Genomic DNA, 23,079 nt, shown 5'->3' on the forward strand with positions numbered 1-23,079 from the left:
CAGGAGAACAAGCAATGAAGACTACTGAACTGCGCCAAAAAGACGTCGCCGGTATCGAAGCCGAAATCAAGTCCTTGCAAAAGGCCCATTTCGGTCTGCGTATGCAGAAGGCTACACAGCAGTTGGCAAACACCAACACGCTGCGTACCACCCGCCGCGATATCGCCCGTGCCAAGACCATTCTTGCTGAAAAGCAAGCCGCCAAGTAAGGAGCCCACATGACGGAACCTAAAAAATCCCTCAAGCGCACCTTGATTGGCAAGGTGGTCAGCGACAAGCGTCAAAAGACTGTGACTGTGCTGGTGGAGCGTCGTGTGAAGCACGAGCTCTACGGCAAGATCGTTGCAAAGTCGAGCAAGTACCACGCCCATGATGAAAAGGGTGAGTACAAGCTGGGCGATATGATCGAAATCACGGAAAGCCGTCCGCTGTCCAAGACCAAGAACTGGGTTGCTACCCGCTTGGTTCAAAAGGCTGGTCTGCTGTAAGCCCTAAAGGCTCAAGGCTCCAAAGCCCTTTCAAAACGGCCCACAATGTGGGCCGTTTTGCTTTTTGGGGCCGCTTTCGAGGCCCCGGCGATTCGCTCAAGGAGAAGATGCAATGATCAAAATTGGTGACACCCTGCCTGCAACAACGCTGATGGAATACTCGGAAGTGGAAGGCGAAGGCTGCAGCATCGGCCCGAACCCCGTGTCGGTGGACAAGGCCACTGCGGGCAAGACCATTGCCCTGTTTGCCTTGCCCGGTGCATTCACCCCCACCTGCTCTGCCAAGCATGTGCCTGGTTACCTGGAAAAGGCGCAAGAGTTCAAGGCGGCTGGCGTGGATGAAATCTGGTGCCTGAGCGTGAACGACGCCTTTGTGATGGGTGCCTGGGCGCGTGACCAGAAGACCGAAGGCAAGGTGCGCATGCTGGCCGATGGCGATGCTGCCTTTGCCAAGGCCACGGGCCTCACGCTGGATCTGACGGGCAAGGGCCTGGGCCTGCGCAGCAACCGCTATTCGATGCTGGTGCGCGACGGCAAGGTGGTGACCTTGAACGTGGAAGGCCCCGGCAAATTTGAGGTCAGCGACGCTGGCACTTTGCTGGCACAGGCCAAGGCCTAAGCATGCACTCACCTCTCATGCTGCGCGCGGAGAGGTCGGGGTCGCCCTGCTGCAAGATCGGGGTGGGTGCAATGCCTGCCCTTTTGAACAGATTCTTCGGCAAAGGCCCAGGCATCGGCCTCTCGGCTGTTTGCTATTAAAAATATAGCTGCTAGCGCTTGTTCATCAAGCGCTAGCGCCCAATTTCCTTGCAATTCTGCCATTCCATTCACCACCATTAGTCAATATCGACCTTGAGGTAGTGCGCCCCTGCAATGGGGTTGTGATAGTAGGGTGGGATCTCTTGAAAGCCCAGGTCGGTGTACAGCGCTCGTGCGGATTCCATCTCGTCCAGCGTGTCGAGCAGCACGCAGGCATAACCGGCACGGCGGGCGGCATCCAGGCTGGCTTCGGCCAGTTCGCGGCCCAGGCCAAAGCCCCGAAAGGCTTTGCGCACGTACAGACGCTTCATCTCGCTGGCGTTGGGGTAATCGGTGCCGTCCATGGGGCGCAGTGCGCAGCAGCCCGCCACAGCACCGTCGACCAGGGCCAGCAAGAGTTGGCCCCGGGGTGGTGCATAGTCTCCTGGCAACTGGGCCAGCTCGTCTTCGAAGTTCTGGAAGCACAGATCGATGCCCAGGCTCTGGGCGTACTCTCGAAATATCTCCCGAACGGCCTCCATCTCCTGCGCGCAAGAGGGTGTGACCAGGGTCACGGTGGGCTTTTCCACAATGCTCGGCAACGGTTGTATCGGAAGGTGCAGTGTAGCGGCTCCCCATCGGGGGCCCTGAAGACGCGTCAAGGCTGCACTGCGCTGCGCCCAACGTGCTTTCTGTGTTGTAGTTAGCTGCCCAGGCTGGACACCCACCATGCCAGGGCCGCACAGGCACCCGCAAGGGCGACGGCCAGTGCGCGGGTGCCCAGGCTGTCCCGGCTTGGCGGGACGGCTTCGGGCAGTTGCTTGTCACCTTGCACCATGGGGCTGATGATGCGCTCCTTGCGGACCAGCGCGTAAAACACAATCGCCAGCAAGTGCAGCGCTACCAGACCCAGCAGCAGGTATTGCCCCACCTCTTTGTGGTAAGTGGTGAACTGCGAGACGATTTCGCCCGAAACAAAGCGCGTCAGTGGGCCTGCGAAGGCGATTTCGTCGTCGGTGAACAAGCCGCTGCTGACCTGGGCTGCTGTCACGCCCAGCAGCGCCAGCACCGACAACGCGCCCAGCGGGTTGTGCCCGGCCTTGTCTTGGGGGCGGGCGTTGCCCCGCAGGTAGTTCAGCAGCCGTGCGGGCGTGGGCACAAATGACGCAAAGCGCGACCAGCGCCCGCCCACCAGGCCCCACACCAGCCGGAAGGCGACCAGCGCCAGCACCACATAGCCCAGCCGGAAATGCCAGACCATGGCGTTGCCACCCACTTTGGCGGTGACGACCAGGCCCACGATGCTGCCGGCCAGCAGCCAGTGGAACAGGCGGGTGGGCAAATCCCAGATGCGGACGGTGTGCTGCGGCATGAAAACTCCGTGAGCGTTTTTGTGAGACTGGCATTGTGCGACAGGTAGGCCGGGTCGATGGGCGCTCCGGTTCTGCCAGCGATCGGCAAAAAAAGATGGCTCAGGGCATACTGCGCCTGGGCTCCAGGGCCTGTGGGTACGCACCTCTGCAAACCCCACGGGTCGCTTTGCGGCGCCCAGCCACCCCATTACAAAGGAAGTCCCCATGAAGAAACTTGCTGCATTTGCTCTGGCCGCCGCTGCGGTCACTTTGTCGGCCCCAGCCTCGGCCGAGTTTGCCAAGGCCGAAGACGCCATCAAATACCGCCAAAGTGCTTTTGTCGTGATGGCCCAGCATTTCTCCCGCATTGGTGCCATGGCCAACGGCAAGGCGCCGTTTGACGCCAAGGCTGCGCAAGAGAGTGCAGACATCGTGGCCGTGATGTCCAAGCTGCCATGGGAAGCCTTTGGCGCAGGCACGGACAAGGGCGCTCCCACCAAGGCGCTGCCTGCCGTGTGGGCGGAGCAGGCCAAGTTCAAGGATCACTCGGACAAGCTGCAGGCAGAGGCCACCAAGCTGGCCGCAGCGGCCAAAACCGGCAACCTCGACAACGTGAAGACCGCCTTTGGCGCGACGGCAGGCACCTGCAAGGCCTGCCATGACAACTTCCGCTCGAAATAAGGACAACCGCCCTGAGCGGCTTCGCCGCATTCCCCTTCTCTCGAATCGCTGAGCGATTCGGGAAGGAGGACGACGCCAGCGCGGCGGGGTGGCCCTTGCGCGGCGTCCCATGGCTTGCGGCGTGCCTGGGCATGGATTGGTGAAGCAGTATTCCAGCCAGTCAGTGCCGAGGACAGAAACGCAAAAGGCCGATTTCATTGAAATCGGCCTTTTGCATTTGAGGGGCTGGGCTGCTCAGGTCTCTGCCAGCAATTTTTCAATCAGCTGATGCAGCGCGGGGAAGTCGGGCGCCCCCACATAGCTTTTCACGATCTCGCCGCGCTTGTTCACCAGGTAGGTGGTGGGGGTCAGGCGCACGTCACCCCAGGCCTTGGCCACAGCGCCGGTGTTGTCGATGGCGACCTTGAAGGGAAGCTTGCGCGTTTCGGCAAAGTTGACCACGTAGCTGGGCGGGTCGTAGCTCATGGCCACGGCCATGGTTTCAAAACCCTGGGTGGCGTATTTCTTGTGGGTGGCAATGATCTCGGGCATTTCGGCCACGCAGGTCGTGCAGCTGGTGGCCCAGAAGTTGACCAGCGTGACTTTGCCGCGCAGATCGGCGGTGGACTGGCGTGAGCCATCGAGCAGCACAAACGTGCTCTCCGGAGCGGCCGAGCGGCCCGTGTCCAGGTATACGTAGGCGCCGATGCCTGCAAACGCCACCACGGCCAAGCCGCCCAACCAATGTTTGATACCCATGATGTCCTCGTATGCGCAAACCCGCAGCCGCTCAACGGCGGCTCCGGGCTACGATGTGCGACGCGCTGCGCCGCAGCGTGCCGTTGATTGTCCTTGATTCACCCCATGGGGCGTCATAGGTGGTGCCTTGAAACTTGACACAAGGCAAGGTCGTTCCACCCACTGCTGCAGTCATGCAGCCGAAGTGGGAGTCAGCGGTTGCATAAAAGTTCTGCCGTGCGCAACGCTGGCGCTGCTGATAATGGCCCTATGAAACGACCATGGACCGCAATGAGGAGCCACGCGCGCTGCTGGTTAGTGCTGGGGGCGGCCCTGGGGCTGCAGGCCTGCAGCCCAGCTTTGAACTGGCGCAGTGTGCCGGTGCCCGAAGCGGCGTTGCAGGCAATGCTCCCTTGTAAGCCTGAGCAGGCGACGCGCACGGTTGAGCTGGCTGGGACGCCTTTGGCGATGTCCATGCTGGGGTGTGATGCCGACGGCGCTACGTTTGCGGTGTCGTACGTCCGTTTGGCCGACCCTTCGCAGGTGGGGCGGGCACTGGAGCATTGGCAGGCGGCCACCCTGGCTCGCATGGGTGTACCTGCTTCGGTGCCGGGTTCTGCCCCTGCCCCCCAGCCCTTTGTGCCCCCCGGTGCTCTGGCCGTGCCGCAAGCGGTGCGCACCACAGTGCAGGGGCGCAGGCCCGACGGCACCGCCGTCGCGGCCCAGGCGGTATGGTTTGCGCGTGCGGTGGGCGGCGAGGTGCTGGTCTACCACGCCGTGGTGCTGTCGCCCAAGCCGCAGCCTGCGGTGGCCGACATCTTTTTTGCAGGCCTAGAGCTGAAGTGAGACACCCTGCTGAGTCCCCCAACGCCTTGCCTGCAAGCGAGCCTAATGCGGGCACGGCGCTGCCTTCTATCCATGTTGCCAATGTCGCCAGCGCATCCAGCAGCACGCTGGCGTGGCGCTCTGCCGTCGCCGTTTTTCTGACCTTTGCGTTTGCGTACTTTCTATCGGCCCTGGTGCGGGCCGTCACTGCCACGCTGGCCCCCACGCTGGCGCAGGAGTTTGCGCTGCAGGCCCGCGACCTGGGGCTGTTGGCGGGCGGCTACTTTTTGGGCTTTGCCGCCATGCAGCTGCCGCTGGGCCGGTGGTTGGATCGGCATGGCCCGCGCAAGGTGTCGTTGGGTTTTTTGGGGGTGGCTGTGCTGGGCTGCCTGGTGTTTTCGCAGGCCACGGGGTTTGCCGGTCTGTTGGCCGGGCGCGTGCTGTGCGGGGCGGGCGTCAGTGCCTGCCTGATGGCGCCCCTGACGGGCTACCGGCGCTGGCTGGAGCCCACAGCGCAGATGCGGGCCAATTCGTGGATGCTGATGACGGGCTCGCTCGGCATGGTGGCCTCGACTTTGCCCGTGCAGTGGGCGCTGCCCCTGGTGGGCTGGCGGCCTTTGTTCTGGGCCCTGGCGGGCCTGATTGCGCTGGCCATGCTGCTGATTGCACTGCGTGTGCCCGCCTGGCGCGCCGCATTGCCTGTGCAGGGCACGGCGGGGGGCGATGCCGTTGGCGATACGGTGGGCGATGTGGCTTCTCCAGCGGGCTACCGCATGGTGTGGCGGCATCCGTACTTTCAGCGCCTGGCACCGCTGGCCTTTTGTGTGTATGGCGGCATGGTGGCCATGCAGACGCTGTGGGCCGGGCCCTGGATGCAGCAAGTGGCAGGCTACACCCCGTTGCAGGCGGCCACGGGGCTGTTCTGGATCAATGTCTCCATGCTTTGCACCTTTTGGTCGTGGGGCATGCTCAGCCCCTGGCTGCTGCGGCGCGGCTGGGACGCCAACCGGCTCATGCTCTGGGGGCTGCCGTTGAGCTTGCTGGTGCTGCTGTGCACGGTGCTGGCTGGCCCGCGCGCGGGCGGCGCAGCGTGGGCGCTGTTTTGCATGGCCAGCAGTTTTGTCTCGCTGTCGCAGCCCGCCCTGGCCCTGGCGTTTGTGCCCGCGCTGGCGGGGCGCGCGTTGTCGGCTTTCAACCTGGTGATTTTTGCCGGGGTGTTTGTGGTGCAGTGGGGCATTGGCCTGGCCGTGGATGCGTTTGCTGCGCTGGGCTGGGGCACTGCGGCATCGTTCCAGGCGGCCATGGCGGTGTACCTGGCTTGCAACGTGGCTGCGTATGCGTGGTTTGTGCTGCAGCCACGGCGCCATAATGCAAAGCAAACCGCCCACCCATGAGCACCAGCATCCTCATCATTGCCCACGCCCCTTTGGCCCACGCATTGCGCGAATGTGCACTGCATGTGTTTGCCGACTGCGGCGCCGCCGTCACCGCACTGGATGTGCAGCCCCACGAGCCACCGGAGGAAACCCTGGCCCAGGCGCGCATCCTGCTTGCCAACATGGCCACCGATACGACGCTGGTGCTGACCGACGTGTTTGGCGCCACGCCTTGCAACGTGGCCCAGCGTCTGGTGGACGGCGTGCGCTCCCGCCTCGTCACGGGGGTCAACCTTCCCATGTTGCTGCGCGCTGTGAGCTACCGTGCTGAACCCCTGGATTCCGTCGTCTCCCGCGCAGTGGTGGGTGGCACGCAGGGGGTGATGCAGGTGGCCATTGCCGCACCGCAAAACCAGTCCCGACGCAATATCCATGATCAAGACCCCTACGACCATCAGCAATAAGCTGGGCCTGCACGCCCGCGCCTCTGCCAAGCTCACCAAGCTGGCAGGCAGTTTTCCGTGTGACGTTTTCATGAGCCGTGGCGACCGCCGCGTGAATGCCAAAAGCATCATGGGCGTGATGATGCTGGCCGCAGGCATTGGCTCGGAGGTGGAGCTGGAAACCCATGGCGACCGCGAACAAGAAGCCATGGACGCGCTGCTGGCGCTGATTGCCGACAAGTTTGGCGAAGGGGAGTGACCGCAAGGTCTGAAAACGCTTGCCGCCGCCCGTACACAGCACACAGGAGACTGCTGAATGACCTTTTCCGTCCATGGCCTGGCCGTTGCGCGAGGTATCGCCATTGGCCGCGCCGTGCTGGTAGCGTCCAGCCGGGTGGATGTGGCGCATTACTTTGTCCAGCCCGAGCAGGTGGCTGCTGAAATTGAACGGGTGCGCCAGGGGCGCAATGCCGTGGTGGAAGAGCTGCAGCGCTTGCAGGCCGACATGCCCACCGACGCACCGCCCGAGTTGACGGCGCTGCTGGATGTACACCTGATGCTGCTGCAAGACGAGGCCCTGACAGGCGGCGTCAAGCACTGGATCACCGAGCGCCTGTACAACGCCGAATGGGCGCTGACCACGCAGCTTGAAGTCATCGCGCGCCAGTTTGACGAGATGGAAGACGAGTACCTGCGTGAGCGCAAGGCCGATCTGGAGCAGGTGGTCGAGCGCATCCTGCGCTACATGAAAGGCGTAGACAGCCCTGTGGCGCCGCCTATCAGCCAACGCCGCAAAACGCAGCAAGACCTGCTGCTGGACGACACCGTGGACGTGCCCCTGGTGCTGGTGGCGCACGACCTGTCTCCCGCCGACATGCTGCAGTTCAAGCAGAGCGTGTTTGCCGGTTTTGTGACGGACGTGGGTGGCAAGACATCGCACACCGCCATCGTGGCGCGCAGCATGGACATCCCCGCCGTGGTGGGTGCGCGCGCTGCCAGCCAGCTGGTGCGCCAGGACGACTGGGTCATCATCGACGGCGATGCGGGCGTGATGATCGTGGACCCCTCGCCCATCATCTTGGCCGAGTACGGCTTTCGCCAGCGCCAGGGCGAGTTGGAACGCGAGCGCTTGTCCCGCCTGCGGCACACGCCAGCGGTCACCATCGACGGGCAAAAGATCGAGCTGCTGGCCAACATTGAACAGCCCGAAGATGCCCCCACTGCCGTGCTGGCCGGGGCCGTGGGGGTCGGGCTGTTTCGCAGCGAATTCCTCTTCATGGGCAAAGCTGGCAAATTGCCGGGCGAGGAAGCGCAGTACCTGGCCTACCGGCAGGCGCTGGACGGCATGCAGGGCTTGCCAGTCACCATCCGCACCATCGACGTAGGGGCCGACAAGCCGCTGGACAAGGGCCACAAAGACACGCACCTGAACCCCGCCCTGGGCCTGCGCGCCATCCGCTGGAGCCTGGCCGACCCGGCCATGTTCCGCACCCAGCTGCGCGCCGTGCTACGCGCTGCGGCGCATGGCAAGGTCAAGCTGCTGTTCCCCATGCTGGCGCATGTCTCTGAAATCACCCAGACCCTGGCCCAGGTGGACTTGGCCCGGGCCGAACTGGACGCGCGTGGCGTGGCCTATGGCGATGTGCAGCTGGGCGCGATGATCGAGATTCCAGCGGCTGCGCTGATGGTGCGCACCTTCTTCAAGTACTTCGATTTCCTGTCCATCGGCACCAACGATTTGATCCAGTACACGCTGGCCATTGACCGGGCTGACGAGGCTGTTGCCCACCTGTACGATCCGCTGCACCCTGCGGTGTTGCGACTGGTGGCCGATGTGATTGCCGAAGGGCATGCGCAGGGCAAGGTGGTGTCGGTGTGCGGAGAGACGGCGGGCGATGTGTCCATGACGCGCCTGCTGCTGGGCCTGGGTTTGCGCAGCTTCTCCATGCACCCAGCGCAGATCCTGGCAGTGAAGCAGGAAGTGCTGCGCGCCGATACCCGCAAGCTCACGCCTTGGGCGCAGCAGGTGATGCTGGGCGAGACGTCACTCACGCCTGGCACTTGATTCAGAGCGGCTCACAAAACTCCCCCGACGTCGTTGTCTCGCCTTGCGGTACGGCTTGTACTGCCTGCGGCGGAACGCCTAGCCAGGGCCGCTTCGCTGAGTTTGGTGAGCCACTCTAAATTGATTGCTATATTTTTGATAGCTGCTGGCGCTTATATATAAAGCACTAGAGGCATTTCTGATCTGTGGTGCCTCAGCGCCTGGCCAGCGCCACGCCTGCCATGGCCAGCACAAAGCCCAGCAGTTGCACAAGGGCCAACGTTTCGCCAAAGAGGGCCCAGGCCTCCAGCGCGGCCAGCGGCGGCACCGCCAGCAGCAGCGCGGCCGTGCGGGTGGCCTCGCCCCGGCGCATCAGCCAGATCAGCAGCGTGGCACCGCCAATCGACAGCACCACCACCGCAAACGCCAACGAACCCCACAGCGCGGCCGAGCCGTCCCAGTGCGGGGAGCCCAGGGTGAGCGCCAGGGCCAGCAGCACGCCCACCAGCGCGGTCCCAGGTAAATGCCGCTCATCAATGCACCGGCCAGCAAGTGCAATGCAATGCGCCGCCCTCCATTGGGCCAGGCAGCGCGCACTCACATTGCGGCAGCGCTGAAGGCGAGCGCCACGCAGGCAAATCGCGCAGACAGAAACCAGAAGGGATCGGCATGGGGTGCGACGCCGCGCCCCACCAGAAAACCGGTGGACCAGATCAGCACGAATGCGCCGGGCGCCATCAGTGCAAGGGGCGTGGTCGTGGCGTGTGGGCCGGTGGAAGGGGGCGGATGGGCCATGGGCTAAGGGCGCGTGTGTGGACTTCAGCGGGCGCGCATGCCCAGCACGGCTGCGGCCAAAATCATCCCGGTGGCCACCACGATGCTGCTGCTGAAGGGGCGCCCGCTCACCAGCACCAGCAGGGTGGTGGAGGCCAGCGGGGTGATGTAGCTCAGGATGCCAATCTGCCGTGCATCGCCCAGCTTCAGCGCCTTGTCCCACATGAAAAACGACGCACCCAGGGGCCCCAGCCCCAGCAAAGCCAGCAGGCCCCAGTCGCGCCACTGCAGCGTGGTGCTGGGCTCCAGCAGCACATGGCACAGCAGTGACAGTGCGCCAGACACCAGGCCGAACAGGCCAATCGCCGTGGTGGGGAATGCCGCTACACGCTTGGTCAACAGCGAGTAGCTGGCCCAGATGAACGCCGCCGCCAGCGCGGGCAGGTAGCCCCAGGCCAGGTCCCCGCTCAGCTCACGCCCACCGACGATGGCGATGGCAGCACCACCAAAGCCCAGCAAGGCGGCCAGCACATGCGCAGTGCGCAAGCGCACCCCCGGCAAGATCACGGGTGACAGCACGACGATGAACAGCGGCCACAGGTAGTTGACGAGGTTGGCCTCGACCGCTGGCGCATGCCGCAGCGCGATGAACAGCAGGAAGTGGTAGGCAAACAAACCATAAATGCCCAGTGCCAAAGTACGCAGGGGGATGCGCCACTGCGCTGGATCGCGCAGCACAAACGGCCACGCCGGCACGCTGCCCAGGATGAGGGCGATGCCGGTGAGCAGGAAGGGGGGGACATGCGTGAGCGACACGCCCAGCGAGGCAAGAGACGCCCACAGGGCAATGGCCCCCAAGGCGTACAAATTGGCTTGTAAGTGGGGGGCTCGGGGGTTGGATGGATGCGAAGAAGGCATGGGCCGACTGTAGGTGGTTTGCCACCCAGGCTATCGTCGCGCAACGATGGAATGTCGTCGCGCGCACGGGGTATGCGCACTGTTTGCGCTGATGGGGTCTGATTGCAGGACCAGCAGCCGTCGGCTGTGGCAATGTCGATCAGCGCTTGGTTGGCGGCGTTTTGCCTGGCGCATCGCGCCGCAGTGCGGCCGTCAGCGCAGAGGGCGAGCGGTAGCCCGTTTGGTGCGCTACCTCGGCCACCGACAGGCCGCTGTCCCGCAGCAAGCGGGCCTGGGCCAGGCGTTGGCTGCGCAGCCACTCGATGGCGCCCAGGCCGAGCTCCTCGCGGCAGCGGGCGCCGAACTGGCTGGGGCTCAGGTGCACGCGCTGGGCGAGGTCGGCCACGGTGAGGGCCCTGTGCCACTCGCGGGCTGCCCACTGCGAGAGTAGCAGCCAATCGATCGTTCGGCGCCGCGATGTCGCGCCGGTGGCCTGTAGGGTCTTTGGGGGCTGTGTGGGGATCGTGCCCCAGGCCTCCAGCAGCAGGGCCGGGCCGTGGGCCTGCGCCAGCGGGTGGCCTTGCAGCAGGGCGCTGGCCAGGTATTGCGCCAACGGGCGGGCCCGCGCGGGCAATGGCGCGTTGCGTTGTGCATGGGCCGTCCAGCCCGCGTGGGCGCTGTCAAGCACCAGGCACAGGCTGCCCCGGCGGGACTCAAAATCGTGCCGAGCGCCGGGCTCAATCACGCAGCCAGTGCCCTGGGCCACGCGCAGGCCACGGCCTTCAATCTCCAACTCCAGCGCCCCCTCCAGGCCCAGCAGTACCTGAAAGTGGTCATGGCTGTGGCTGCCGGGCGAGGGGCCATAGCGCCGCAGCGTGAGTGCATCGGCGGCGCTGGCCATGACGGGGCGGTGGAAGCGCCCGGCTTACACGCCAGCGGCGTGGGCTTGCTGATCGGCGTGGTAGCTGGACCGAACCATGGCACCCACGGCGGCGTGGCTGAAGCCCATCTTGTAGGCCTCTTCTTCGAACATTTTGAAGGTGTCGGGGTGCACGTAGCGGCGCACGGGCAGGTGGCTGTTGCTGGGCGACAGGTACTGGCCGATGGTCAGCATGTCGATGTCATGTGCGCGCATGTCGCGCATCACCTGCAGGATCTCTTCGTCCGTCTCGCCCAGGCCGACCATGATGCCGCTCTTGGTGGGCACGTTGGGGTGCAGGGCTTTGAACTTTTTCAGCAGGTTCAGACTGAACTGGTAGTCAGACCCTGGGCGCGCTTCCTTGTACAGGCGCGGCGCGGTTTCCAGGTTGTGGTTCATCACGTCGGGTGGTGCGGCTTTGAGGATTTCGAGCGCGCGGTCATCGCGGCCACGGAAGTCGGGCACCAGGATTTCGATTTGCGTTTGGGGCGACAGCTCGCGGATGTTCTGGATGCATTCCACGAAGTGGCCGCTGCCGCCGTCGCGCAGGTCGTCGCGGTCCACGCTGGTGATCACGACGTACTTGAGCTTGAGTGCAGCAATGGTCTTGGCCAGGTTCAGGGGCTCGTCCTTGTCCAGCGGGTCGGGGCGGCCATGGCCCACATCGCAAAACGGGCAACGGCGCGTGCACTTGTCGCCCATGATCATGAAGGTGGCCGTGCCCTTGCCAAAGCACTCGCCGATGTTGGGGCAGGAGGCTTCTTCGCACACGGTGTGCAGCTTGTGCTCGCGCAGGATCTCTTTGATCTCGTAAAAGCGCGTGGTGGGACTGCCCGCCTTCACCCGAATCCAGTCGGGCTTCTTGAGCGTTTCGCCATGCTCCACCTTGATCGGGATGCGCGACAGCTTGGCTGCCGCTTTTTGCTTTGCCAGCGGGTTGTAGGCTTCGGTGGATTGCGCTTCGCGGACGACTTCAGGGGTGCTCATGGCGTTTTAGCGGCTGGGTGGCAGCGTGTTAGGGATCAAGGCGCCAGGCGAATGCTGAGCTGCTGGCCCAGCACCTGCGCGGCTTCTTCCCAGGTGGTTTGGACCCCGATTGTAGAAAGGTCCACGGTTTGCAAACCTGCGTAACCGCAAGGGTTGATGCGCGCAAAGGGCTCCAGGTCCATGGCCACGTTCAGCGCCACCCCGTGGTAGGTGCAGTGGCGGCTGACCTTGATGCCCAGCGCGGCGATCTTGCCCAGGCCTTCAAAATTCGGCACCGACGCGGCGTTGCCCTCGCGCTTTTGCGGGCGCTGCGGCAGCAGGGCGTGGCTGTGCGGGTCGTCCTGCCGCACATAGATGCCCGGTGCGCCTGCCACGCGGTGCCCGGTCACGCCAAAGTGGTCCAGTGTGCGGATCACGGCCTCTTCGACGCGGTACACGTACTCCTTGACGTAGTAGCCAGCACGCTGCAAATCAATGAGCGGGTAGGCCACCACCTGCCCTGGGCCGTGGAACGTGACCTGCCCGCCCCGGTTGGTCGCCACCACGGGGATGTCGCCGGGGTTCAGGATGTGATCGCTTTTGCCTGCTAGGCCTTGCGTGTAAAGCGGTAGGTGCTCACAAATAAGGAGCATGTCGGGACTGTCTGGCGTGCGCGCAGCGGTGTAGTCTTGCATCGACTGCACCGTGTGTGCGTAGTCCGCGCGGCCCAGCTGGCGCAGTTCCATGGACATCGTTCAGAGCGCGTATTTCACCAGCGGATGTGCGGTGAGCGCCCGGTAAAAGTTGTCCAGCTGATCGCGGCTGGTGGCCGTGATGGTGATGGTGAGGCTGATGTATTTGCCCCCTGCGCTGTCACGCTGGGCGATGGTGGCGGCGTCCAGAAATGGATCATGCTGCTTGGCCAGGGCGGTCATTTGCAGCACAAAGTCGTCTGTCTTGGCTCCCATCACTTTGACCGGGAACAGGCAGGGGTATTCGATCAGCGAGTCTTTGCTCGGGTCTGGCGTGGCCCCGTCGGTGCCGTGGAGGGAGGGGGGCGCAGAGGATGTCATGGTCAAGGGTGCTTCTCTTTTGGTAGCTTTCAGCGCTTTGCTGGTAAGCCTTCTGGGCCTGTGCAATCGCTGGCATTGTGCTGCAAATACACGCTATCAGTCCGCAACTTTGTGTTGGCCAACGGTGCGTATGGCGTTGGCGTGTCACCACAAAGGAGCACACGCACGCACCGCATTTGTGCCCGCCATGTGGAATTTTCCTGGCGTCACGGGTTTTTACTTATAATTAGAGGCTTTGTAAAAGTTGCGGTCTGTAACGCGGACGTCATTCATTAATGAAAACAATCGCGCCAGAGACTGAAACTGAGGCTGAAGATTCTGACTTCAAGCCCCTGACGGCCCAAGAGGCGCAGCAGTGGCGCAGTCGCAATCCTCCCATTTCGGTGTGGAAGGTGGTGGCGGGTCAGGCACTGGTTGGAATGCTGGTGGCCCTGGTGGCCTGGGTTCTGACGGGCAGGGCATCGGTGGGCTGGTCTGCAGCCTATGGTGCTCTGGCGGTGGTGGCCCCGGCAGCTTTGTTTGCCCGGGGGGTGTTGCGTCACAAGGCGTCATCCAATCCGCGTGCCGCCATGCTGGGGTTCTTTGGTTGGGAAATCGCCAAAATCGTGTTGACGGTGGCGCTGTTGGCAGCGGCACCCCGGCTGGTGGTGGGCTTGAGCTGGATCGCCCTGCTGGTTGGCATGGTGGTCACAATGAAAACGTACTGGGTTGCGCTGTGGGTGCGGCCTGGTGTCCGAAAAACCGATTGATAGAGAGAAGAGTTGTCCGATGGCCGCAGAAGCGCACGCTCCGACTGCAAGTGAATACATCGTTCACCACCTGCAGCATCTTCAAAACATCAACCAGACCAAGATTGTTGACTTCACTGTCATCAACTATGACTCCATCATTGTGGGTTTGGTTCTGGGTGTCCTCACACTTTTGATTCTCTGGTCGGCTGCCCGCAAGGCGACCTCTGGCGTACCCGGTCGCTTCCAAGCGGCCGTGGAAATGCTGGTCGAGATGGTGGACAACCAGGCCAAGGCCAATATCCACAACGCCGAAAGCCGCAAGTTCATCGCCCCCCTGGGTCTCACGGTGTTCGTCTGGATCTTCTTGATGAACTTCATGGACATGTTGCCCGTGGATCTGCTGCCTGCCATCTGGGCCAAGATTTATGGTGCCGCAGGCCACGATCCACACCACGCTTATCTGCGTGTTGTGCCTACGGCCGACCTGTCGACCACTCTGGGCTTGGCGTTTGCCATCCTGATCCTGCGTTTCTGGTACAGCGTCAAGATCAAGGGCGCTGGCGGCTGGGCCCATGAACTCGTGTCGGCCCCGTTCGGCACCAGCAAGAATCCCATCTTCGCCCTGATTTTGGGCGTAGTGAACCTGTTGATGCAGGTGATCGAATATGTCGCCAACACCGTGTCCCATGGCATGCGGTTGTTTGGCAACATGTACGCTGGCGAACTGGTGTTCATGCTGATTGCCCTGATGGGTGGTGCGGCTGCACTGTCGCTGTCGGGTGTGCTGCTGCCTGTGGGCCACGTCATCGCTGGCACCATCTGGACGCTGTTCCACATTTTGGTGATCTCGCTGCAAGCCTTCATCTTCATGATGCTTGCGCTGATTTACCTCGGTCAGGCGCACAACGCGCACTAACGGTTCCTTTTCGTTTCTCTTTCCTTTTTAACCTTTCTTTTTTAACTCAGGAGTCATCATGGAAAACATTCTCGGTCTCGTCGCTCTGGCTTGTGGTCTGATCGTTGGTCTGGGCGCTATCGGCGCTTCCATCGGTATCGCACTGATGGGTGGCAAGTTCCTCGAATCGTCGGCACGTCAGCCTGAACTGATCAACGAACTGCAAACCAAGATGTTCATCTTGGCCGGTCTGATCGACGCTGCCTTCCTGATCGGCGTGGCTATCGCTCTGCTGTTCGCTTTCGCCAACCCCTTCGTCTCCACGTTCTTGGTCAACCTGCCCAAGTAATTCCCGTTCAACGCCACTCTAGAAAGGTGTTGCCGTGAGTATCAACGCGACCCTGTTCATTCAGGCCATCGTCTTCTTGATCTTGGTATGGTTCACGATGAAATTCGTGTGGCCTCCGATCGCGAAGGCGTTGGATGAACGAGCCCAGAAAATCGCCGAAGGCCTCGCTGCTGCCGATCGTGCCAAGTCCGAACTGACCGCTGCCAACCAGCGCGTCGAGAAGGAACTGTCACAGGCACGCAACGAAACGGCCTCGCGTCTTGCGGACGCCGACCGCCGTGCCCAGGCCATCGTCGAAGAAGCCAAGGCACGCGCTACGGAGGAAGGCAACAAGATCGTTGCATCCGCACGTGCAGAAGCCGAACAGCAAACGGTGCAAGCCCGCGAAGCCCTGCGTGAGCAGGTGGCCGCGCTGGCCGTCAAGGGTGCAGAGCAGATTCTCCGCAAGGAAGTCAATGCCGGCGTTCACGCCGACCTGCTCAACCGCCTGAAGACCGAGCTGTAAGGGGACACACATGGCTGAACTCGCCACCATTGCCCGCCCTTACGCCGAAGCCCTGTTCAAGGCCGCTACTGCGGGTGCGGGCGTGGACCTGGTCAGCACTGCTGACTGGGTCGATGAACTGGCGGCTATTGCCGCCAACCCCCAGTTGCGCCAGCTGGCCGACAACCCCAAGGTGACGGCAGACCAGGTGTTTGCTGTCGTCACGGGTGTTGCGCGTTCGGCGCTGTCCGATGCGGCCAAGAACTTCCTGCGCACGGTCATCGACAACGGGCGCCTTGAAGCGCTGCCTGAAGTCGCCGTGCAATTCCGTGCCCTCGTGAATGGCCGCACAGGCTCTTCTGATGCTGTGGTGCACAGCGCTTTCCCCATGGATGCTGCAGCCCTGGCCGACGTCAGCGCAGCCCTGGAAAAGCGCTTTGGCCGCAAGCTCAATCTCACCGCTCAGCTGGATGCGTCCCTGATCGGTGGCATTCGCGTAGTGGTGGGTGACGAGGTGCTGGACACTTCGGTCAAGGCCCGTCTTGAACAAATGAAAGCGGCCCTCACCGCGTAACGCGCGGCGAGGACAGCGAACCAAAGAAAGAAGGAAAGAGTCATGCAACTCAATCCCGCAGAAATTTCTGAACTCATCAAGAGCCGCATCGAAGGTCTGGCCGCCAGCAGCGATATCCGCAATCAGGGTACCGTGGTGTCCGTGTCCGACGGTATCGTGCGCGTGCACGGCCTGTCGGACGTGATGGCCGGTGAAATGCTTGAGTTCCCCGCCACTAAGGACGGCCAGCCCTCCTTCGGCTTGGCCCTGAACCTTGAGCGCGACTCCGTCGGCGCCGTGATTTTGGGTGAGTACGAGCACATCTCCGAAGGCGACACCGTCAAGTGCACGGGCCGCATTCTGGAAGTGCCGGTTGGCCCCGAGCTGATCGGCCGCGTGGTGAACGCCCTGGGCCAGCCCATCGACGGCAAAGGTCCTATCAATGCCAAGCTCACCGACGTGATCGAAAAGGTCGCTCCGGGCGTGATCGCCCGTAAATCGGTGGACCAACCCCTGCAAACCGGCCTGAAGTCCATCGACTCGATGGTGCCCGTGGGCCGTGGCCAGCGCGAGCTGATCATCGGTGACCGTCAGACCGGCAAGACGGCCGTCGCTATCGACGCCATCATTGCCCAGAAGGGCCAAGGCGTGTCGTGCATCTACGTCGCCATCGGGCAGAAGGCTTCGTCGATCAAGAACGTGGTGCGCGCGCTGGAACAAGCCGGTGCCATGGAGTACACGATTGTGGTGGCCGCATCGGCTTCCGAATCGGCCGCCATGCAGTACGTGTCGGCCTACTCGGGCTGCACGATGGGCGAATACTTCCGCGACCGTGGCCAAGACGCCTTGATCGTGTATGACGACCTGTCCAAGCAAGCGGTTGCTTACCGCCAAGTGTCGCTGTTGCTGCGCCGCCCACCAGGCCGCGAAGCCTACCCTGGCGACGTGTTCTATCTCCACAGCCGTCTGCTCGAACGTGCAGCCCGTGTGAACGCCGACTACGTCGAAGCCTTCACCAAGGGTGAAGTCAAGGGCAAGACCGGTTCGCTGACCGCACTGCCGATCATCGAAACGCAAGCTGGCGACGTGTCCGCTTTCGTGCCAACCAACGTGATCTCGATCACGGACGGCCAGATCTTCCTGGAAACCAGCCTGTTCAACGCCGGTATTCGCCCCGCCATCAACGCCGGTATCTCGGTGTCGCGCGTCGGTGGTGCTGCCCAGACCAAGCTGGTGAAGAACCTGTCCGGCGGTATCCGTACCGACTTGGCCCAGTACCGTGAACTGGCTGCGTTCGCGCAGTTCGCTTCCGACTTGGACGAAGCCACCCGCAAGCAGCTGGACCGCGGTGCCCGCGTGACCGAACTGCTCAAGCAGGCACAGTACAGCCCCCTGTCCATCTCGCTGATGGGCGCTACGCTGTTCGCTGTGAACAAGGGCTTCATGGACGACATCGATGTCAAGAAGGTTCTTGATTTCGAACACGGCCTGCACCAGTTCCTGAAGACCAGCCACGCCGCACTGCTGGCCAAGCTGGAACAGGCCAAGGCCATGGACAAGGAAGCTGAAGCCGAATTGAGCGCTGCTGTCGCCGCGTTCAAGAAGTCGTTCGCTTAAACCGGACGAGGAGCCATCATGGCAGCAGGCAAGGAAATACGGGGCAAGATCAAATCGGTGGAAAACACCAAGAAGATCACCAAAGCCATGGAGATGGTGGCTGCATCCAAAATGCGCAAGGCGCAGGAGCGGATGCGGGCAGCCCGTCCCTATAGCGAGAAGATCCGCAATATTGCAGCCAACCTCGGCCACGCCAATCCAGAGTACGTGCATCCGTTCATGAAAGTGAACGATGCAAAGACCGCTGGTGTCATTGTCATCACCACAGACAAGGGTCTGTGTGGTGGCATGAACACCAACGTGTTGCGTGCCGTGACGACCAAGCTGCGTGAGCTGCAAGGTGCCGGTGTCTCGACTGAAGCGGTGGCGATTGGTAACAAGGGTCTGGGTTTCTTGAACCGTGTGGGTGCCAAGGTGGTTTCACACGTGACAGGCCTGGGCGATACGCCCCATCTGGACAAGCTGATTGGCCCGGTGAAGGTGCTGCTTGACGCATATGCCGAAGGCAAGATCAACGCGGTGTATCTGAGCTACACCAAGTTCATCAACACCATGAAGCAGGAGTCAGTGGTGGAGCAATTGCTTCCTCTGTCCTCCGAACAAATGCAGGCTGAGAAGACGGAACACGGCTGGGACTACATCTACGAGCCCGATGCGCAAAGCGTCATCGACGAGTTGCTGGTCCGCTATGTCGAGTCCCTGATCTACCAAGCCGTTGCAGAAAACATGGCGTCAGAGCAATCGGCGCGGATGGTGGCTATGAAGGCCGCAACAGACAACGCCGGCAGCGTCATTGGTGAGTTGAAGCTGGTCTACAACAAGACGCGTCAGGCAGCGATTACGAAAGAACTTTCGGAAATCGTGGCCGGCGCCGCCGCTGTGTAAGCAGCTCAACATACAACATTATTGGAGCGAAAAATGGCTCAAGTGCAAGGCAAGATTGTTCAATGTATCGGCGCTGTGGTGGACGTTGAGTTCCCACGCGACCGGATGCCCAAGATTTACGACGCTCTGAAGCTCGAAGGTTCCAACCTGACGCTGGAAGTGCAGCAGCAGCTGGGCGACGGCGTGGTGCGTACCATTGCGCTGGGTTCGTCCGACGGCCTGCGCCGCGGCCTCATGGTGACCAACACCGGCAACGCCATCACCGTGCCCGTGGGCAAGGCGACGCTGGGCCGCATCATGGACGTGCTGGGCGCGCCCATCGACGAACGTGGTCCCGTCAGCCAAGACCTGACCGCCTCTATCCACCGCAAGGCCCCTGCGTACGACGAACTGTCGCCTTCGCAAGAGCTGCTGGAAACTGGTATCAAGGTGATCGACTTGGTCTGCCCGTTCGCCAAGGGCGGCAAGGTGGGTCTGTTCGGTGGCGCCGGCGTGGGCAAGACCGTGAACATGATGGAACTCATCAACAACATCGCCAAGGCCCACTCGGGTCTGTCGGTGTTCGCTGGTGTGGGCGAGCGTACCCGCGAAGGGAACGACTTCTATCATGAAATGGCCGATTCTGGCGTGGTGAACCTGGAGAAGCTCGAAGAGTCCAAGGTCGCCATGGTCTACGGCCAGATGAATGAGCCCCCAGGCAACCGTCTGCGCGTGGCGCTGACCGGCCTGACCATCGCCGAGTCGTTCCGCGACGAAGGCCGTGATGTGCTGTTCTTCGTGGACAACATCTACCGCTACACACTGGCCGGTACCGAAGTGTCCGCTTTGCTGGGTCGTATGCCTTCTGCCGTGGGCTACCAGCCTACGCTGGCCGAGGAAATGGGCCGCCTGCAAGAGCGTATTACCTCCACCAAGGTGGGTTCGATCACCTCCATCCAGGCCGTTTACGTGCCTGCCGATGACTTGACCGACCCATCACCTGCCACAACGTTCGCTCACTTGGATTCCACCGTGGTGCTGTCCCGTGACATCGCTTCGCTGGGTATCTACCCTGCTGTGGATCCTCTGGACTCCACCAGCCGCCAGCTGGATCCAAACGTCGTGGGCGAAGACCACTACGCCACGGCCCGCGCGGTGCAAGGTACGCTGCAGCGCTACAAGGAACTGCGCGACATCATCGCCATTCTGGGCATGGACGAACTGGCTCCCGACGACAAGCTGGCCGTGGCCCGCGCTCGCAAGATCCAGCGTTTCCTGTCGCAGCCGTTCCACGTGGCCGAAGTGTTCACGGGCTCTCCAGGCAAGTACGTTCCGCTGTCGGAAACCATCCGTGGTTTCAAGATGATCGTGAACGGCGAGTGTGACCACCTGCCAGAACAAGCGTTCTACATGGTCGGTACCATCGACGAAGCCTTCGAAAAGGCCAAGAAGGTGGCCTGATCTCAGATGGGCTGAACACCGTCCGGTGGTTCAGCCCTCTGTAGTCAAGTCCCCCTCTTTTCTTAGGAGCCATGATGAACACTATCCACGTTGATGTGGTCAGCGCCGAAGAGTCCATCTTCTCTGGCGAGGCGCGTTTTGTCGCTCTGCCTGGCGAATCCGGCGAGTTGGGCATCTACCCTCGCCACACCCCGCTGATCACCCGTATCAAGCCCGGTTCGGTGCGCATCGAAACGGCAGACGGTGGCGAAGAGTTTGTCTTCGTTGCGGGCGGTATTCTGGAAGTCCAGCCCAACTGCGTCACGGTTCTGTCTGATACCGCCATCCGTGGCAAGGACCTGGACGACGAGAAGGCCAATGCTGCCAAGGCGGCGGCCCAAGAAGCGCTCAAGAATGCCAAGAGCGATCTCGATCTGGCCAAGGCACAGTCTGAATTGGCTGTGATGGCTGCACAGATTGCGGCTTTGCGCAAGTACCGTCAAAAGAAGTGAGCTGAACTCAGCGTCCACATCTTCCAAGAAAACCCGGCATGTCCGGGTTTTTTTACGGCTGTTCACTGCTAGCTGGCACCATCCAGAGTTTGGAGGGGCATTGAGCGTGCGCCCTATCTTCCCTTACACATTGCAAAGAGGAGGTTGCTGCGCGTCCGATCCGTTTTGTCAGGATATCTAGAGCTGTGCTGTCTTCTATCCCCGCGCTAGGGCCTTGGCTCCCTCACAATCCAGGATCCAGAAGCCCATTTGCGGTTGCAATCCATTCCTATGCCACGCACCAAACACCCTGCCCAGTCGTTGGGCGGATCGCCTGATGACACGGAAGCTCTGTTCTACGAGGCTTTACAGAAAGGCGACATCGATTTGTTGATGTCTTGCTGGGCGGACGAGGAAGACATCCTGTGTGTCCACCCGGGCGGCTCGCGCTTGGTGGGCGCGGCGGCCATACGGGCGGCCTTTGATGGCATGTTCTCGCAGGGGAGCATTCGGCTCACGGTTTCCCAGGTACACCGTGTTCAGTCGGTTTCCAGTGCCGTGCACAGTGTGGCCGAGCGCGTGGAGATCATGTTGCCAGATGGGCTGCACGCTGCTTTTTTGCTGGCCACCAATGTGTATCACCGAACACCGGAGGGTTGGCGTCTGGTGGCGCACCACGCCAGTACGGGCGGATCTCCCGATAGCTTGCCCGGGCCTGAGGTGCCACAGGTATTGCACTGACGAGTGCGAGCGGTGTCTCTGATGGACTGCAAAGGTTGTACATTTTTAAATAAATAGGCCTCTAGCGCTTATTCAATAAGCGCAAGCAGCTATGAAATATGTAGCGCCAAACTGGCTCCCAGGCGGACAACTGCAGACCCTTTGGCCTGCCTTGTTTTCGCGCCGAACCCATGGGTCGGCCCCGGTCTATCGGCGCGAGCGGTGGACCACCCCGGATGCCGATTTTGTGGATGTGGATTTCTTGGCTGACGCCCCAGCGGCTGCAGCCATGGAGACCCCCATGCTGGTGGTCTTTCACGGTCTGGAGGGCTCGTCGCGCAGCCACTATTGCGAGGCTTTTGCCGAGGTGGCGCGCGAGAGGGGGTGGGCCTGCGCATTGCCCCACTTTCGTGGCTGCAGTGGCGAGATCAACCATGCACCCCGCGCCTACCACTCTGGCGATCATGAAGAAATCGGTTGGATGCTGGGCCAACTGCAAGCCGGGCACCCAGGGCCGCTGGTGGCGGTGGGGGTTTCATTGGGCGGCAACGCCTTGATGCGCTGGGCTGCTGAAGCGCAAGGCTTGGCGGCCCGGAGTGTGAGAGCCTTAGCCGCTGTGTGTGCGCCGCTCGATTTGGCGGCTGGAGGCCTTGCCATTGGAAAAGGCCTCAATCGACAGATTTACACGCGCATGTTCTTGCGGACCATGGTGCCCAAGGCATTGCAAAAGTGGCAGCAGCACCCGGGCTTGTTTGATAGGGATGCACTCCTGGCCGCACGGGATTTGTATGCCTTCGACAATGTGTTTACCGCCCCCTTGCATGGTTTTCGGGATACGGCGGACTATTGGCGCCGTGCGTCTTCCAAACCCCTTTTGCCCCTGATTCAGGTGCCTGCATTGGTCGTGAATGCGCTCAACGATCCCTTTGTTCCTGCGGACAGTTTGCCGGGAGCCTGTGAAGTGGGGCCTTGTGTGACGTTGTGGCAGCCGGAACACGGTGGGCATGTCGGTTTTGCACAAGGGCATTGGCCGGGGCATGTGCGCGCCATGCCCGATGCGGTCAGTGATTGGCTGGCCGGTGCCGCTGCATTGCCGCAGGCACAATCAGCCCATGGATGACATCGTCAAACAAGCGTTGGTGAAGTGGCCCCATGTGCCCGACTGCTATGGCTGGCTGGGCTTGGATGCGCGCGGGCGCTGGTTCATGCGCGATGCTGCGGTGCAGGCGGCCGGCGATTTTGCCAGCAGCCGTGGGTCGTGGCTGCAGCACTCCAAGCTGATCGAGTTCATCGGGCGCAACTACGAGTGCGATGCCCAGGGGCTGTGGTTTTTCCAGAATGGCCCGCAGCGGGTCTATGTGGAGTTGGAGGCTGCCCCGTGGGTCTGGCGGGTATTGCCAGACTTTCGTTTGCAGTCGCACACCGGCCACCTGGCGGACGCGCAAGACTGCTGTGTGGATGAACAAGGCCGCTTGTATATCGCTTCGGCCATGGGCTTGGGCATAGTGCATACCCAAGACATGGTGTACGCCGCCGAAGCGGTGGAGCAAGGGCTGTGGGTGCCGCGTGACGTTTTATCGACCCAGTTGCCGCAGGAGTTTCAGTTCGTTTTGAGTCCGGCTGCACAGGCGAAGTAGAGGCG

29 protein-coding genes and 1 pseudogene are annotated in these 23,079 nt (G+C 62.1%); 21 read left to right on the plus strand and 9 right to left on the minus strand.

The window, feature by feature from the left end:
- The first annotated feature begins 14 nt into the window (after window positions 1–14).
- The 3 genes from rpmC (at window position 15) to C8C98_RS09515 (ending at window position 1,107) form a co-directional block, all read left to right on the plus strand.
- Window positions 15–209 carry a 50S ribosomal protein L29 gene (gene rpmC, locus C8C98_RS09505; RefSeq protein WP_099657587.1) on the plus strand — a complete coding sequence of 65 codons (195 nt, stop codon included), beginning with the start codon at window positions 15–17 and terminating at the stop codon, window positions 207–209.
- Window positions 210–218: 9 nt separating this feature from the next.
- Window positions 219–488 (plus strand): 30S ribosomal protein S17, encoded by a 270-nt coding sequence (rpsQ, locus tag C8C98_RS09510; RefSeq protein ID WP_121454072.1) that lies wholly within the window; start codon window positions 219–221, stop codon window positions 486–488.
- A 112-nt stretch (window positions 489–600) separates the two neighbouring features.
- Entirely contained in the window at window positions 601–1,107 is a 507-nt protein-coding gene (locus tag C8C98_RS09515) for a peroxiredoxin (RefSeq protein ID WP_121454073.1), read from the plus strand.
- A 217-nt stretch (window positions 1,108–1,324) separates the two neighbouring features.
- Here C8C98_RS09515 and C8C98_RS09520 read toward each other — a convergent pair whose 3' ends face one another.
- Window positions 1,325–1,816, minus strand: a complete 492-nt coding sequence (locus C8C98_RS09520) for a GNAT family N-acetyltransferase (RefSeq protein WP_121456167.1) — start codon at window positions 1,814–1,816, stop codon at window positions 1,325–1,327.
- 113 nt (window positions 1,817–1,929) lie between these two features.
- On the minus strand, window positions 1,930–2,598 hold the full coding sequence (locus C8C98_RS09525) for a cytochrome b/b6 domain-containing protein (protein ID WP_121454074.1): 669 nt from the start codon (window positions 2,596–2,598) through the stop codon (window positions 1,930–1,932).
- Window positions 2,599–2,803: 205 nt separating this feature from the next.
- Here C8C98_RS09525 and C8C98_RS09530 point away from each other — a divergent pair, with 205 nt between their 5' ends.
- A complete protein-coding gene (locus tag C8C98_RS09530; RefSeq protein ID WP_099657590.1) occupies window positions 2,804–3,259 on the plus strand; it encodes a cytochrome c in 456 nt (151 codons plus the stop codon).
- Between the two features lie 234 nt (window positions 3,260–3,493).
- Here the strand turns inward: C8C98_RS09530 and C8C98_RS09535 are convergent, their stop codons facing one another.
- Window positions 3,494–3,997, minus strand: a complete 504-nt coding sequence (locus C8C98_RS09535) for a TlpA disulfide reductase family protein (protein ID WP_099742822.1) — start codon at window positions 3,995–3,997, stop codon at window positions 3,494–3,496.
- Window positions 3,998–4,450: 453 nt separating this feature from the next.
- Here C8C98_RS09535 and C8C98_RS09540 point away from each other — a divergent pair, with 453 nt between their 5' ends.
- The 5 genes from C8C98_RS09540 (at window position 4,451) to ptsP (ending at window position 8,685) form a co-directional block, all read left to right on the plus strand.
- Window positions 4,451–4,822, plus strand: a complete 372-nt coding sequence (locus C8C98_RS09540) for a hypothetical protein (protein WP_370450369.1) — start codon at window positions 4,451–4,453, stop codon at window positions 4,820–4,822.
- Window positions 4,823–4,929: 107 nt separating this feature from the next.
- Entirely contained in the window at window positions 4,930–6,195 is a 1,266-nt protein-coding gene (locus C8C98_RS09545) for a nitrate/nitrite transporter (protein WP_233574671.1), read from the plus strand.
- Entirely contained in the window at window positions 6,192–6,641 is a 450-nt protein-coding gene (locus C8C98_RS09550) for a PTS sugar transporter subunit IIA (protein ID WP_099657594.1), read from the plus strand. Before C8C98_RS09545 ends, C8C98_RS09550 begins: the two co-directional genes overlap by 4 nt.
- Complete coding sequence (locus tag C8C98_RS09555; RefSeq protein WP_121454077.1) at window positions 6,610–6,879, plus strand: HPr family phosphocarrier protein; 270 nt, start codon at window positions 6,610–6,612, stop codon at window positions 6,877–6,879. Before C8C98_RS09550 ends, C8C98_RS09555 begins: the two co-directional genes overlap by 32 nt.
- Window positions 6,880–6,936: 57 nt before the next feature.
- Complete coding sequence (gene ptsP, locus C8C98_RS09560; protein WP_121454078.1) at window positions 6,937–8,685, plus strand: phosphoenolpyruvate--protein phosphotransferase; 1,749 nt, start codon at window positions 6,937–6,939, stop codon at window positions 8,683–8,685.
- A 193-nt stretch (window positions 8,686–8,878) separates the two neighbouring features.
- On the opposite strand, the pseudogene C8C98_RS09565 reads toward ptsP, so the two are convergent.
- The 6 genes and pseudogenes from C8C98_RS09565 to C8C98_RS09590 form a co-directional block, all read right to left on the minus strand.
- Window positions 8,879–9,402 (minus strand): annotated as a pseudogene (locus C8C98_RS09565) (EamA family transporter).
- An 81-nt stretch (window positions 9,403–9,483) separates the two neighbouring features.
- Window positions 9,484–10,356 carry a DMT family transporter gene (locus C8C98_RS09570; RefSeq protein WP_121454079.1) on the minus strand — a complete coding sequence of 291 codons (873 nt, stop codon included), beginning with the start codon at window positions 10,354–10,356 and terminating at the stop codon, window positions 9,484–9,486.
- Window positions 10,357–10,495: 139 nt separating this feature from the next.
- Window positions 10,496–11,236 (minus strand): AraC family transcriptional regulator, encoded by a 741-nt coding sequence (locus C8C98_RS09575; protein WP_121454080.1) that lies wholly within the window; start codon window positions 11,234–11,236, stop codon window positions 10,496–10,498.
- Window positions 11,237–11,260: 24 nt separating this feature from the next.
- Complete coding sequence (gene lipA / locus C8C98_RS09580) at window positions 11,261–12,241, minus strand: lipoyl synthase (protein WP_121454081.1); 981 nt, start codon at window positions 12,239–12,241, stop codon at window positions 11,261–11,263.
- Window positions 12,242–12,276: 35 nt separating this feature from the next.
- Window positions 12,277–12,966 carry a lipoyl(octanoyl) transferase LipB gene (gene lipB / locus C8C98_RS09585; RefSeq protein WP_370450438.1) on the minus strand — a complete coding sequence of 230 codons (690 nt, stop codon included), beginning with the start codon at window positions 12,964–12,966 and terminating at the stop codon, window positions 12,277–12,279.
- 9 nt (window positions 12,967–12,975) lie between these two features.
- Window positions 12,976–13,293, minus strand: coding sequence for a YbeD family protein (locus tag C8C98_RS09590; protein WP_121454083.1), 318 nt, complete (start codon window positions 13,291–13,293; stop codon window positions 12,976–12,978).
- Between the two features lie 275 nt (window positions 13,294–13,568).
- On the opposite strand from C8C98_RS09590, the gene C8C98_RS09595 reads away from it, so the two are divergent.
- The 12 genes from C8C98_RS09595 (at window position 13,569) to C8C98_RS09650 (ending at window position 23,074) form a co-directional block, all read left to right on the plus strand.
- Window positions 13,569–14,042, plus strand: a complete 474-nt coding sequence (locus C8C98_RS09595; protein ID WP_121454084.1) for an ATP synthase subunit I — start codon at window positions 13,569–13,571, stop codon at window positions 14,040–14,042.
- 19 nt (window positions 14,043–14,061) lie between these two features.
- Window positions 14,062–14,940, plus strand: coding sequence for a F0F1 ATP synthase subunit A (atpB, locus tag C8C98_RS09600; RefSeq protein WP_121454085.1), 879 nt, complete (start codon window positions 14,062–14,064; stop codon window positions 14,938–14,940).
- A 58-nt stretch (window positions 14,941–14,998) separates the two neighbouring features.
- Window positions 14,999–15,268: a F0F1 ATP synthase subunit C gene (gene atpE / locus C8C98_RS09605; protein ID WP_099657604.1), complete on the plus strand. Its 270-nt coding sequence runs from the start codon at window positions 14,999–15,001 to the stop codon at window positions 15,266–15,268.
- A gap of 34 nt (window positions 15,269–15,302) precedes the next feature.
- Window positions 15,303–15,773, plus strand: a complete 471-nt coding sequence (locus tag C8C98_RS09610) for a F0F1 ATP synthase subunit B (protein WP_099657605.1) — start codon at window positions 15,303–15,305, stop codon at window positions 15,771–15,773.
- A gap of 10 nt (window positions 15,774–15,783) precedes the next feature.
- Window positions 15,784–16,326 (plus strand): F0F1 ATP synthase subunit delta, encoded by a 543-nt coding sequence (locus C8C98_RS09615; RefSeq protein ID WP_121454086.1) that lies wholly within the window; start codon window positions 15,784–15,786, stop codon window positions 16,324–16,326.
- A 42-nt stretch (window positions 16,327–16,368) separates the two neighbouring features.
- The gene (atpA, locus tag C8C98_RS09620; RefSeq protein ID WP_121454087.1) at window positions 16,369–17,922 is read left to right on the plus strand and encodes a F0F1 ATP synthase subunit alpha; all 1,554 of its coding nucleotides are present in this window, start codon (window positions 16,369–16,371) and stop codon (window positions 17,920–17,922) included.
- Between the two features lie 18 nt (window positions 17,923–17,940).
- Complete coding sequence (gene atpG, locus C8C98_RS09625; protein ID WP_099657608.1) at window positions 17,941–18,807, plus strand: F0F1 ATP synthase subunit gamma; 867 nt, start codon at window positions 17,941–17,943, stop codon at window positions 18,805–18,807.
- A 33-nt stretch (window positions 18,808–18,840) separates the two neighbouring features.
- Window positions 18,841–20,247 carry a F0F1 ATP synthase subunit beta gene (gene atpD, locus C8C98_RS09630; protein ID WP_121454088.1) on the plus strand — a complete coding sequence of 469 codons (1,407 nt, stop codon included), beginning with the start codon at window positions 18,841–18,843 and terminating at the stop codon, window positions 20,245–20,247.
- Window positions 20,248–20,321: 74 nt separating this feature from the next.
- Window positions 20,322–20,738 carry a F0F1 ATP synthase subunit epsilon gene (locus tag C8C98_RS09635; RefSeq protein WP_099658963.1) on the plus strand — a complete coding sequence of 139 codons (417 nt, stop codon included), beginning with the start codon at window positions 20,322–20,324 and terminating at the stop codon, window positions 20,736–20,738.
- A 270-nt stretch (window positions 20,739–21,008) separates the two neighbouring features.
- Complete coding sequence (locus C8C98_RS09640; RefSeq protein WP_099657610.1) at window positions 21,009–21,458, plus strand: nuclear transport factor 2 family protein; 450 nt, start codon at window positions 21,009–21,011, stop codon at window positions 21,456–21,458.
- A gap of 91 nt (window positions 21,459–21,549) precedes the next feature.
- Complete coding sequence (locus C8C98_RS09645; RefSeq protein ID WP_121454089.1) at window positions 21,550–22,557, plus strand: YheT family hydrolase; 1,008 nt, start codon at window positions 21,550–21,552, stop codon at window positions 22,555–22,557.
- Window positions 22,550–23,074: a DUF2946 family protein gene (locus C8C98_RS09650; RefSeq protein WP_121454090.1), complete on the plus strand. Its 525-nt coding sequence runs from the start codon at window positions 22,550–22,552 to the stop codon at window positions 23,072–23,074. Before C8C98_RS09645 ends, C8C98_RS09650 begins: the two co-directional genes overlap by 8 nt.
- The last annotated feature ends 5 nt before the right edge of the window (window positions 23,075–23,079 follow it).

The organism is Acidovorax sp. 106 (assembly GCF_003663825.1).
Taxonomy (GTDB): Bacteria; Pseudomonadota; Gammaproteobacteria; order Burkholderiales; family Burkholderiaceae_C; genus Acidovorax.